This window comes from Candidatus Symbiopectobacterium sp. 'North America', from assembly GCF_015762685.1.
GTDB lineage: Bacteria > Pseudomonadota > Gammaproteobacteria > Enterobacterales > Enterobacteriaceae > Symbiopectobacterium.
Genome location: NZ_PEHF01000001.1, coordinates 114752 through 127031, shown reverse-complemented (window position 1 = coordinate 127031; position 12280 = coordinate 114752). Strand labels below are relative to the sequence as shown.

The following is a 12280-nucleotide window of genomic DNA, read 5'->3' as shown; positions in this document are numbered from 1 at the left end:
TTTTTTAGGGTATAGTAGCGAGCTGGGTCAGCAGCGCACACCGTGTGTCAGGGAGAGAAAAATGAATTTAGCAACCTTGGTATCAGAAACCCGCAATCCGGCAACGATGGAGCTGCACAGTCAAACAACGCTTGCGATGATGACGCTGTTCAATCAGGAAGACCGTAAAGTGCCCGAGGCGATAGGTCTTGTGTTGCCGGAGATTGCGCGCGCGGTGGATATGGCGGCAGCCAGAATGAAAGCGGGTGGGCGATTGATCTATCTCGGGGCGAGTACCAGCGGGAGATTAGGAGTGCTTGATGCGTCTGAATGTCCACCTACCTTTGGTGTGTCTCACGGGCTGGTTATCGGGTTGATAGCCGGTGGACCCGGCGCGTTGTTGAAGGTGCGGAGGACGATCCTGTCCTCGGTGAGGCCGATCTGGTTGCCCTGTCGCTGACGCCACAGGACACCGTGGTGGGGCTGGTTGCATCGGGTCGCACGCCTTATGTCATTGGCGCGCTGAAATATGCCCGGCGTCAAGGCTGTGGTACGGTCGCCATCTCTTGCAACCCCACCTCCCCGATTGCCGCGCTGGCTGAGGTGGCGATTTCTCCCGTCGTGGGGCCGGAGGCGTTGACCGGTTCGACGGGTCTGAAATCAGGTACGGCACAAAAGCTGGTGCTTAACATGCTCTCCACGGGTGTCATGGTTAAGCTGGGAAAGGTGTACCAAAACCTGATGGTTGATGTAAAAGCCACCAATGAAAAACTGGTAGACCGGGCCTGTCGCATCGTGATGGAAGCCACTGGGGCCGCACGTGACGAGGCGCAACGAGCGTTACAAGAAACCGGCTATGCGGCCAAACCCGCTATACTGATGATCCTCAGCGGTATCAGTGCCGCAGAGGCCGAGCAGCGGTTGGAAAGGCACCACGGTTATCTACGCGATGCGCTGTTACCCTGATATACCTGTAGGGTATAACGCGGCAATAGAGGCAGAGCGTGTCTTAACACCTTACACAAAAGCGGTTAATACATTGGCAAGGGGAAAACGGTTTGGGTGAACATCACCGACACGTATCGTGTTTTTTGATTTGGACGGTACGCTACATCGTCAGGACATGTTTGGCTGTTTTTTGCGTTACTTGCTAAAACGCCTCCCGTTAAATTTGCTGCTGGTTATTCCGGTTCTGCCGGTGGCCGGGCTGGTATTGTTGGCGCGCGGCAGGGCTGCGCACTGGCCAATGAGCGCTCTGCTTTGGGCCATCACCTTTGGTCGCCGTGAAGCGCATTTACAGGCGCTGGAGCAGGGGTTTGTGGCCCGCTTTCGTCGCTGGGTGACGCTATTTCCCTTGGTGCAGCAGCGCTTGACCGAATATCTCGCCGCTTCAGATGCGCAAGTGTGGTTGGTAACCGGTTCGCCGCAGCGTCTGGTTGAGCAGGTTTACCATGATTCCACATTTCTGCCCAGCGTCAAATTGATGGGCAGCCAGATGGTTCGCTGTTATGGCGGCTGGGTGTTGCCGTTGCGCTGTCTGAGGCGGGAGAAGGTGGTACAGATGGAAAAACAGCTTGGTGTGCCACTTCAATTGCACAGCGGGTATAGCGACAGCAAGCAAGATAATCCGCTGCTGTTTTTTTGCGAACACCGCTGGCGCGTGACGCGAGCAGGCACGTTGCAACAGTTGGAGTAATGGTGTCAGCAAGGCAATAAGCACTCTGCTTTTTCTTCACACCCTGTATAATGCGCGCGACCAAAAAAGCGTGATGAATAACCGGGAGGCACCATGAATGACACCCTTGATGGCCATGACACGCCTGATGAATATTGGATGCGTCATGCCCTGACTTTGACCCAACGGGCGCAAGAGGCGGGTGAGGTGCCCGTCGGTGCCGTTCTGGTTCTGGATGATCAGGTGATTGGTGAGGGCTGGAATCTCCCCATCGGCCATCACGATCCGACGGCGCACGCCGAAATCATGGCGCTGCGTCAAGGGGGAAAAGTCTTGCAGAACTACCGCTTAATCAATGCGACGCTGTATGTGACGCTTGAGCCTTGCGTGATGTGCGCCGGGGCGATGGTACACAGCCGTATTGGTCGACTGGTGTATGGTGCCAACGATGAAAAAACCGGGGCAGCAGGATCATTGGTCGACATCCTGCGCCATCCCGGCATGAATCATCAGATAGCGATCACGTCTGGCGTGCTGGCTGCCGAATGCGCTCATACCCTCAGCGATTTTTTCCGTATACGCCGCGCGCAGCATAAAGCACGACGTGCTCAGGAAAAGGCTGACGGGGTAGCCTGATACCTTATTTGCCGAATTTTTCTGGCGGTACGGCAGGGTAAGCGCTTGCTAACAGTTCCTGTTGCTGAATTTTATTGGCTTTCTCGGTCAGATACCCTTCCAGACTCAGCATATAGCGGCGGATATTTTCAACGTAGTTGTAAGCTTCGTGGCCGCGTGCATAGCCGTAGGTGGTCTGGGTATAGTAGAGTTTCTGGCTGAGCATCGGCAGGCGAACCTTCACATCCGCCCAGCTATCGGGATTACCCTTCTATTTTTCCGTCAGTTTGCGCGCATCCAGCAGATGGGCATAGCCCATATTGTAGGAGGCCAGTGCAAACCAAATCTTCTCATCTTCAGGGATGCTTTCCGGCATTTTTTCCATCATGTGCGCCAGATAGCGTGCACCACCGCGAATGCTCTGTTCCGGATCGAGTCTGTCGGTCACATTCAGGCTCTCTGCGGTATTGCGCGTCAGCATCATCAACCCGCGCACGCCGGTCGGTGAGGTCGCCAATGGGTTCCAGTGTGATTCCTGATAAGAAATAGCCGCCAGCAATTTCCAGTCAATGTCGCTGGCATATTTGGCAAACAACGGTTGCAGATCGGGCAAGGTGTTATCGATGGCGCTTAGGAAGGTGCGGGTATCGACATAATCAAATTCGCCCACATGGCCGAGGTATTTCTATTCCAGGCGCGCCAACGTGCCGTCTTCCACAGTTTGGCTGAAAAAGTCCAACAGGGCGGCGTACAGGCTGTCGTCCTGGGTACGGCGCATATACCAGGTGACCGGTTCTTCGTCGCTCAGATCGAATGCCACGGAAAGCTGCGGGTGAATGCGCTGCATCAAACCGATGGTGACGGAATCTGCCAGCGTGTAATCCAACGCGCCTTGCGCCACCTGTTTGAGCAAATCCTGCGTGCTCAGGTCTGAAGTGGTTTCCCAGCTTAACGCTGGATATTTATTGTTTTTCAAATCGCGTAACGTGGCGATATGGGCTGAGCCCGATGTGACCGCTAACCGACCACTCAGTTTCTCTAGATTTTTAGGGCGCGTGGCACCCATGCGGTAAACCAGTTGCTGCGAGACGGAATAGTAGGTTGGCCCAGGGCGAAAACGATCCAATCGCTCATGGTTGTAGATCAGCCCGGCGGCAAGCAGATCGGCATTATCGTTGTCTAGATCATAGAACAAGGTGTCAAGATTTGGGGGTGCCGATACCACCAGCTTCACGCCAAGGTAATCGGCGAATCGTTTAGCCAGTTCATAATCGAGCCCTGAGGGAGTTCCGTTACTGAGGGTATAGGTCAGCGGCGAATTGAGCGTACTGATACGCAGCTCGCCCCGAGAAAGGATCTAATTAAGCTGTGTATCCTGGCCGCTGCGCCAGGGGATGTTGGGCCAGAGCGCCAACATCAGCAGTAACGTAATAACCCCGATGAAAAAATAATTTAATGTTAAACGCTTCAAATAGTTATCTCTCGGTGGCCGTGTGGCCTTTCTGTCTGTAACGGCAGTTTTTTTGTCTACACTCTCCCAGAGTGGGGGCATTTTGCTTAACAAACCGCCAGTGTGCAACAGTTATCCATCAGGTTAAAGTTTGACCATGACAAAAATAAGATGTGCAACAAACTCTGCGCAAACGGTTTCTTCGGGCGTCACAATTCTCTATAATGACGCGCGTTTCCCCCCTTGGCTGCGCGACAAAGTAGCGCCCACTGACGTACTGAAACTCAGTACATCGAAGACGAGAGATTTTTTAGATGATGGAAATACTGCGTGGTTCACCTGCCCTATCGGCCTTCCGTGTAAATAAGTTGCTGACGCGTTGCAAAGAGCACTTTTTGCCAATTAGTGACATCTATGCGGAGTACGTTCACTTCGCCGCCTTGCGTGCACCACTGAACAGCGATGAGCAGGTCAAACTGACTCGACTGTTAAAATATGGCCCCTCTCTCGCGGAGCATGAGCCAAGTGGGCGCTTACTGTTGGTCACACCGCGTCCCGGCACCATTTCTCCCTGGTCTTCCAAAGCTACCGATATTGCGCGCAACTGCGGCCTGGAAAAGGTGATTCGTCTGGAGCGCGGATTAGCCTTCTATATTCATTCACCGACGCTGAGCGAAGAACAGTGGCAGCAACTGGGCGCGCTGCTGCATGACCGCATGATGGAAACGGTATTCACCGAGATGGCGCAGGCGGAACAGCTGTTTGCCCAGCATCAGCCTGCCCGGGTAGACGCTCTGCTGGAAGGGCGTAAGGCGTTGGAACAGGCCAACGTGCGTCTGGGACTGGCGCTGGCAGAAGATGAAATCGACTACCTGTTGGATGCTTTTACCCGTTTGGGCCGCAATCCGACCGACATTGAACTCTATATGTTTGCTCAGGCCAACTCTGAGCACTGCCGCCACAAAATTTTTAACGCCGATTGGGTGATTGACGGTGAAGCACAGCCCAAGTCGCTGTTCAAAATGATCAAGAACACCTTCGAGCACACGCCAGAACACGTGTTGTCAGCTTATAAAGATAACGCGGCGGTGATGGAAGGCTCCGAAGCAGGGCGTTTCTTTGCCGATCCGCAAGGGCACTATGCCTACCATCAGGAACCGACACACATTCTGATGAAAGTGGAAACCCATAACCACCCGACGGCCATTTCTCCCTGGCCGGGTGCGGCGACCGGTTCCGGTGGCGAAATTCGCGATGAAGGGGCGACGGGGCGCGGTGCCAAACCCAAAGCGGGTCTGGTCGGGTTCTCGGTCTCTAACCTGCGTATTCCTAACTTTGAACAGCCGTGGGAAGAAGATTTCGGTAAGCCGGATCGTATCGTCAGCGCATTGGACATTATGATTGATGGCCCGCTGGGCGGCGCGGCCTTTAATAACGAGTTTGGTCGCCCTGCGCTGACCGGTTACTTCCGTACCTATGAAGAGCAGGTTGACAGCCATAACGGCAGCGAACTGCGCGGTTATCACAAGCCGGTGATGCTGGCGGGCGGTATTGGTAACATCCGTGACGATCACGTTAAAAAAGGCGAGATCACGGTAGGCGCCAAGCTGATTGTGCTGGGTGGCCCCTCCATGAATATCGGTCTGGGCGGCGGCGCAGCCTCCTCCATGGCCTCCGGCCAATCGAACGCCGATCTGGATTTCGCCTCCGTACAGCGCGATAACCCGGAAATGGAACGCCGTTGTCAGGAAGTGATCGACCGCTGCTGGCAACTGGGTGAAGAGAACCCGATCCTGTTTATCCACGACGTGGGGGCGGGCGGTCTGTCCAACGCCATGCCGGAGCTGGTGAGTGATGGCGGGCGCGGCGGGCGCTTTGAGCTGCGCGACATTCTCAACGATGAGCCAGGCATGAGCCCGCTGGAAGTGTGGTGTAACGAATCGCAAGAGCGCTATGTACTGGCGGTTGCGCCGGAAAAACTGGCGCTGTTTGATGAGCTGTGCCGCCGCGAGCGCGCCCCTTACGCTGTAATTGGTGAAGCGACGGAAGAGCAGCATTTAACTCTGAACGATCGCCACTTCAATAATCAGCCGATCGATCTGCCGCTCGACGTGCTGCTGGGCAAAACGCCGAAAATGCTGCGTGATGTTAAACGCTTGGCTAGCGAGGACTCCTTGCTGAACCGCGAAGGTATCTTCCTGGCCGAAGCGGTAGAGCGTGTGATGCACCTGCCGGTGGTGGCAGAGAAAACTTTCCTGATCACCATTGGTGACCGTTCCGTGACCGGTATGGTGGCACGCGATCAGATGGTCGGCCCGTGGCAGATCCCGGTGGCAAACTGTGCCGTCACTGCTGCAAGCCTCGACAGCTACCACGGTGAAGCGATGTCGATTGGCGAACGTGCACCTGTGGCGTTGCGTAACTTTGGTGCCTCCGCGCGTCTGGCGGTGGGGGAAGCATTAACCAACATTGCCGCGACCCAGATTGGCGCGTTAACGCGCGTGAAGCTCTCCGCAAATTGGATGTCGGCAGCAGGACACCCCGGTGAAGACGCCGGACTTTACGAAGCGGTAAAAGCCATCGGCGAAGAACTCTGCCCGGCATTGGGGTTGACCATTCCGGTGGGTAAAGACTCCATGTCGATGAAAACCCGCTGGCAAGACGGCGATCAAGAGCGCAGCGTCACCTCTCCACTTTCACTGGTGATCACGGCATTTGCCCGCGTGGAAGATGTGCGTAAAACTGTCACGCCGCAGCTGCGAGCCGATCGTGATAACGTGCTGCTGCTTATCGACTTGGGTGCCGGACACCATACTCTGGGTGCGACAGCGCTGGCACAGGTCTATCGTCAGTTGGGCTGCCATACTGCGGATGTGCGTAATCCGCAACAGTTGGCTGGTTTCTTTAACGCTATCCAAACGCTAGTGGAGGATGATGCGTTGCTGGCCTATCACGACCGTTCTGACGGTGGTCTGGTAGTGACGCTGGCAGAAATGGCGTTTACCGGTCACTGTGGTATCGAGGTTGATATCGCGGCATTGGGTAACGATCCACTGGCCTCGCTGTTTACCGAAGAACTGGGTGCGGTGATTCAAGTGTCCGCCGATCGCCTGGCGCACGTTGAACAGGTACTGGCCGATCAAGGTTTGGCTGATATTGTTCACTGTTTAGGCCATGCCGCTCAGGGCAACCGCTTTGTGATTACGCATGGCAACGATGTGTTGTATCAGGAGAGCCGCACCACGCTGCGCACCTGGTGGGCGGAAACCACCTGGCAGATGCAGCGCCTGCGTGACAACCCGCACTGTGCCGATCAGGAACATGCTGCTAAACAGGATGAGACCGATCCGGGCCTGAATGTCTCACTGACGTTCGATTCTGCGCAGGATATTGCTGCCCCCTTTATCGCCAAAGGGGTTCGTCCTAAAGTGGCGGTGTTGCGTGAGCAGGGCGTAAACTCTCACGTTGAAATGGCGGCCGTGTTCCATCGCGCCGGTTTTGACGCCATTGATGTGCACATGAGTGATTTGCTGACAGGCCGTCGCAACCTGCAAGACATCCAGGCGTTGGTCGCTTGCGGTGGCTTCTCTTACGGCGATGTATTGGGTGCGGGTGAGGGCTGGGCAAAATCCATTCTGTTTAACCCGCGGGTGCGCGATGAGTTTGCAGCTTTCTTTCAACGTCCGCAAACGCTGGCACTCGGCGTGTGCAACGGTTGCCAGATGATGTCCAATCTGCGCGAACTGATCCCGGGCGCAGACCACTGGCCGCGCTTTGTGCGCAACCTGTCTGACCGCTTTGAAGCGCGCTTCAGCCTGGTTGAAGTCACCAAAAGTCCGTCATTGTTTATGAATGACATGGTGGGATCGCGCATGCCAATCGCTGTTTCTCACGGTGAAGGGCACGTTGAAGTGCGCGATGCTGCCCACTTGGCGGCGTTGGAGCATGAGCATCTGGTCGCACTGCGCTTCGTGAACAACTTTGGGCAGGTAACCGAGAACTATCCGGCGAACCCGAACGGTTCTCCGAACGGTATCACGGCAGTCACCAGCGCCAGTGGTCGCGCTACAGTGATGATGCCGCACCCGGAACGCGTTTTCCGTACCGTGAGCAATTCCTGGCATCCGGAAACCTGGGGTGAAGACAGTCCGTGGATGCGCATGTTCCGCAACGCGCGTCGTCAGCTTGGCTAAGGGTTAGCTGGACATTGACTATAAAAGGGGCGAATAGCCCCTTTTTCATCTGATGACAACGCCACGTTACCTGCTGGTCATCCTCGGAGAAAGCCGGGGATTTCTGTAAGGAGAAACGCGTCTCTTCTGCAAGAGATTCCCGCCTTCGCGGGAATGACAGTATTAGGTAGGTGTGTCGCGATACAGCGACAATTGGCTTTATTGATGTCTCTGTTTGGAGACATTTAATTGATTGATTTCATTGAATAGATACGCTGATTGATATAAATAGTCTTTTTTTGACGACAGATTTTGGCGATCGGCGGCGTAGAATGACGTTACTAAAGGCATGTCCCCCTCCTTTACCTGACTGATGTAAATTTAAGTTATTTTTATCAGTTAGTTAAAATCGATATTGCAAACTAGCATGAATAGTGGATAATGTCCCGCGTTGCTAATTCACCTCGTTATGATTGCGCTGTTGATGATGTCGCTTTGCGCTCATAACACTCCGAATGACGCCACAAGAAAGGGTGCCTATCGTCCACTACACCGATAACAGTCTGCCATGCAGCTTTATCAAACATCGGGCGACACGTTGAGTGAGGCACCGCCTATTCAGTTGCCCAGTTAGCAGCGATGCAACCGGGCAGCGACTGACTCTCTGCTCTTCACCTCTTGATTGATTTCATTACCCTGCTTGCCCAAGGGAAAAACATTGCGCTTTTGTGCCACTTCGTTAGCATCATGACGGATGAATAAATAACGAGATAATTTCCTTGAAACGCTGGCGTCTGTTTCCGCACTCTCTGCGCCAATTAGTGATTATGGCGTTCCTGCTGGTGCTCCTGCCGCTGCTGGTGCTGGCCTATCAGGCGTATGACAGCCTGGATACCCTGAGCGAACAAGCGGCGGACATTAACAAATCCATTCTGGTGGACGCGCGCCGCAGTGAAGCCATGAGTGGCACTGCATTGGCGATGGAGCGTAGCTATCGTCAATACTGCGTGCTGGATGACAGCACGCTGGCCACCCTCTACCAAAGCCAACACAAGCAATATGCGCAGATGCTGGAAGCGCACAGAAATGTCCTGCCTGACCCGCGTACTTACCAACAGCTAAGCCAACACCTTGCCGCGCTGGCGACTCTTGATTGTACCAATAGCACGCCGACCAACGCGGCGCAGGAACAACGGACGCAGTTTGCGCAGGCCAATGCGCAACTGCTGCAAATGACGCGTGAAGTGGTGTTTTCTCGCGGGCAGCAATTGCAACAGGGCATCGCCGAGCGTGGCAAGTTTTTCGGTTGGCAGTCGCTGGTACTGTTTATGGTCAGTTTGCTGTTAGTGGTGCTGTTTACCCGTATGATTATCGGACCGGTTAACGGCGTGGAGCGCATGATAAAACGCCTGGGAGAAGGGCGATCGCTCGGTAATACCAGCACCTTTAAGGGGCCAAGAGAGATTCGCACGCTGGCACAACGTATTATCTGGCTGAGTGAGCGACTTTCCTGGTTGGAATCGCAGCGGCACGAATTTCTGCGTCATATCTCCCATGAACTGAAAACCCCGCTGGCGAGACTGCGCGAAGGCACCTCGCTATTGGCCGACGAAGTTGTCGGGCCATTGACATCGGATCAAAAAGACGTGGTGGCTATTCTGGATAACAGCAGTCGGCACCTGTTGGAACTTATCGATCAGTTGCTGGATTACAACCGCAAGCTGGCGGATACCCCAACGGAGATGGAGCCTTTCGACATTGATGAGGTGGTGGATATCGTGATGTCTTCGCACAGTTTGCCTGCGCGTACCAAGGCGATCCACACCGAAACGCGACTTGATATTACACAGTGCTGGGCCGAGACCACATTACTGATGCGCGTTATCGATAATCTCTATTCCAATGCGGTGCACTATGGCAAGGAATCCGGTAACATTTGGATTCGGAGTCGCCAGCACGGACACCGGGTTCAGATTGACGTTGCCAACGATAGCGCGCCGATCCCTGAAGCAGAACAAGGCATGATTTTTGAACCCTTTTATCAGGGAAGTCACCAACGCAAAGGCGCGGTGAAAGGCAGCGGTCTTGGGCTGAGCATTGCGCGCGATTGTATTCGTCGCATGCGGGGGGAACTGAGTCTGATTCCGGTGGATTATGCTGACGTCTGTTTTAGTATTGAATTGCCCTTAACCGTTGAGAATGAATAACAAATGAAAGCAAGGTGCTCTGACGGCAGGGTTCGCGGTTCGGTGTTGGCGCTCCTGGCGCTGCTCGCGGGCTGCGTTGACACCACCCATCACCGTATTGCGATACGTGATGTTGAAAATGTCACGCCGAGGGAACAAGTGAGCGATTACCGTCTGACGCAGTGCGATAGCCTGTGGCACATTGACGATCGTGACGCGGTGAATAACGCCCTTTATTGGTTGCGCGCGATGGATTGTGCTGAGCGATTAACCCCGCAACAGGCGCGTGAGGCGGCGCAAACGCTGGGGAGCACGACCTGGGATCAGGCATTCAAGCAGAGCATTTTACTCGATCAAGTCAAAATCACCCCGGCAGAACGGCGTCAGGCGCTCGATCGGCTGAATGGTTTTCAAACGGACTTTCCCGCGGCGCTGCGTCCGCTGCTGCAAACCTGGCAGGACAAGCAAACGTTCTGGCTGGCGTTGACGGATGAGCGCATACGCACTCAGCGTTTGCAGGAGGCCAACGACAAACAGCTCGAAGCGATGCGGGTTCAACAGAACAATTTGCAATATCAACTGGATGTGACAACGCGCAAGCTGGAAAACCTGACGGATATTGAGCGTCAGCTTTCCACCCGCAAGCCGATGAGCAGTGAACTTCCGGAGCCCGCGGCTTCGCATGAGTCTGGCGCGGCGGAACGCCACGGTGCGCCTGCGGCGTCAAAATAGGAGCCTAGACGCCCATGACAATTCGAAAAACGGCTGATTTGCTGCTGGTCGATGACGATCCCAGTTTGCTAAAACTGCTGGGTATGCGTTTGACCAGCGAAGGGTTTCATGTCGTGACGGCTGAAAGCGGCGCGGAAGCGCTGCGCGTGCTGGCACGCGATAGCATTGATTTGGTCATCAGCGATTTGCGCATGGATGAAATGGATGGCCTGGCGCTGTTTTCTGAAATACAGAAGCAGCAGCCAGGGCTGCCGGTGATTATTCTTACCGCCCACGGATCGATTCCAGACGCTGTGGCCGCGACGCAGCAAGGGGTGTTTGGCTTTTTGACCAAACCGGTGGATCGCGATGCGCTCTATAAGGCGATCGATGATGCGCTGGCGCTCAGCGCCCCAGCCGGAGAATCTCACTGGCGAGAAACCATCGTGACGCGCAGCCCGGTGATACTGCGTCTGCTGGAACAAGCTAAACTGCTGGAACAAGCTAAACTGGTGGCGCAATCTGACGTGAGCGTGCTGATTAATGGCCAGAGCGGAACCGGGAAAGAGGTGCTGGCGCGGGCAATCCACAGTGCCAGTCCGCGTGCAAAAAACGCCTTTATCGCTATCAACTGCGGTGCACTGCCAGAACCGTTGTTGGAGTCTGAACTGTTTGGTCATGCCAAAGGCGCGTTTACCGGTGCGGTCAGCAGCCGCGAGGGGCTGTTTCAGGCGGCGGAAGGGGGTACGCTGTTCCTTGACGAAATCGGCGATATGCCGCTGTCTTTACAGGTCAAACTGCTGCGTGTATTGCAGGAACGCAAGGTGCGCCCATTGGGCAGCAATCGGGATATCGATATCAATGTGCGCATTCTCTCCGCCACGCACCGCGATTTGCCGGTAGCCATGGAAAAAGGCGAATTTCGTGAAGATCTCTACTACCGTTTAAATGTAGTGACCATGAAATTGCCCGCACTGCATGAACGGGCCGAGGATATTCCGCTGCTGGCAAATCATCTGCTGCGTGAAGCGGCCAATCGCCATAAGCCGTTCGTTCGCAGTTTTTCCAGTGATGCTATGAAACGCTTGATGACGGCGAGTTGGCCCGGTAATGTGCGTCAACTGGTGAATGTGATTGAACGCTGCGTGGCGTTGACCAGTGCGCCAGTGATTAACGATGCGCTGGTAGAACAGGTGTTGGAAGGTGAGAATACCGCGTTGCCGACCTTTGTGGAGGCACGTCACCAGTTTGAGCTGAACTATTTACGTAAGTTGCTGCAAATTGCCAAAGGCAACGTGACGCAGGCGGCCAGAATGGCGGGGCGTAATCGCACCGAATTCTATAAATTGCTTGGACGTCACGCATTGGATGCTAACGATTTTAAAGAGTGACAACGCGTTTGACGTTGTTGCACCTGGCGTTACCGTTTCACTGAATGTTTGTTACTGATGCCCGACTGCGGTCGAAGAGTAACAGGTTCACAAAGGTTATT

Annotated in this window: 6 protein-coding genes and 2 pseudogenes; 7 read left to right on the top strand and 1 reads right to left on the bottom strand. The window is 54.7% G+C overall.

The window, feature by feature from the left end; genetic code table 11:
* The first annotated feature begins 61 nt into the window (after positions 1-61).
* From murQ to tadA, 3 genes and pseudogenes are all read left to right on the top strand, one after another.
* Positions 62-945: pseudogene (gene murQ / locus CS369_RS00595) on the top strand (N-acetylmuramic acid 6-phosphate etherase).
* A 115-nt stretch (positions 946-1060) separates the two neighbouring features.
* On the top strand, positions 1061-1675 hold the full coding sequence (yfhb, locus tag CS369_RS00590; protein ID WP_196905627.1) for a phosphatidylglycerophosphatase C: 615 nt from the start codon (positions 1061-1063) through the stop codon (positions 1673-1675).
* A 93-nt stretch (positions 1676-1768) separates the two neighbouring features.
* Complete coding sequence (gene tadA, locus CS369_RS00585) at positions 1769-2290, top strand: tRNA adenosine(34) deaminase TadA (protein ID WP_196905592.1); 522 nt, start codon at positions 1769-1771, stop codon at positions 2288-2290.
* A 4-nt stretch (positions 2291-2294) separates the two neighbouring features.
* Here tadA and mltF read toward each other — a convergent pair.
* Positions 2295-3740: pseudogene (mltF, locus tag CS369_RS00580) on the bottom strand (membrane-bound lytic murein transglycosylase MltF).
* A gap of 296 nt (positions 3741-4036) precedes the next feature.
* On the opposite strand from mltF, the gene purL reads away from it, so the two are divergent.
* From purL to glrR, 4 genes are all read left to right on the top strand, one after another.
* Positions 4037-7912, top strand: coding sequence for a phosphoribosylformylglycinamidine synthase (gene purL, locus CS369_RS00575; RefSeq protein WP_196905626.1), 3876 nt, complete (start codon positions 4037-4039; stop codon positions 7910-7912).
* Between the two features lie 749 nt (positions 7913-8661).
* Entirely contained in the window at positions 8662-10098 is a 1437-nt protein-coding gene (locus CS369_RS00570; protein WP_196905625.1) for a HAMP domain-containing sensor histidine kinase, read from the top strand.
* Between the two features lie 3 nt (positions 10099-10101).
* Positions 10102-10809 carry a two-component system QseEF-associated lipoprotein QseG gene (qseG, locus tag CS369_RS00565; RefSeq protein ID WP_196905591.1) on the top strand — a complete coding sequence of 236 codons (708 nt, stop codon included), beginning with the start codon at positions 10102-10104 and terminating at the stop codon, positions 10807-10809.
* 14 nt (positions 10810-10823) lie between these two features.
* Positions 10824-12179 (top strand): two-component system response regulator GlrR, encoded by a 1356-nt coding sequence (gene glrR, locus CS369_RS00560; RefSeq protein WP_196905590.1) that lies wholly within the window; start codon positions 10824-10826, stop codon positions 12177-12179.
* The last annotated feature ends 101 nt before the right edge of the window (positions 12180-12280 follow it).

Bases quoted from the DNA above. Each gene is read 5' to 3' on its own strand.
- tadA (WP_196905592.1), top strand. From the start codon at position 1,769: ATGAATGACACCCTTGATGGCCATGACACGCCTGATGAATATTGGATG.
- purL (WP_196905626.1), top strand. From the start codon at position 4,037: ATGGAAATACTGCGTGGTTCACCTGCCCTATCGGCCTTCCGTGTAAAT.
- qseG (WP_196905591.1), top strand. From the start codon at position 10,102: ATGAAAGCAAGGTGCTCTGACGGCAGGGTTCGCGGTTCGGTGTTGGCG.
- glrR (WP_196905590.1), top strand. From the start codon at position 10,824: ATGACAATTCGAAAAACGGCTGATTTGCTGCTGGTCGATGACGATCCC.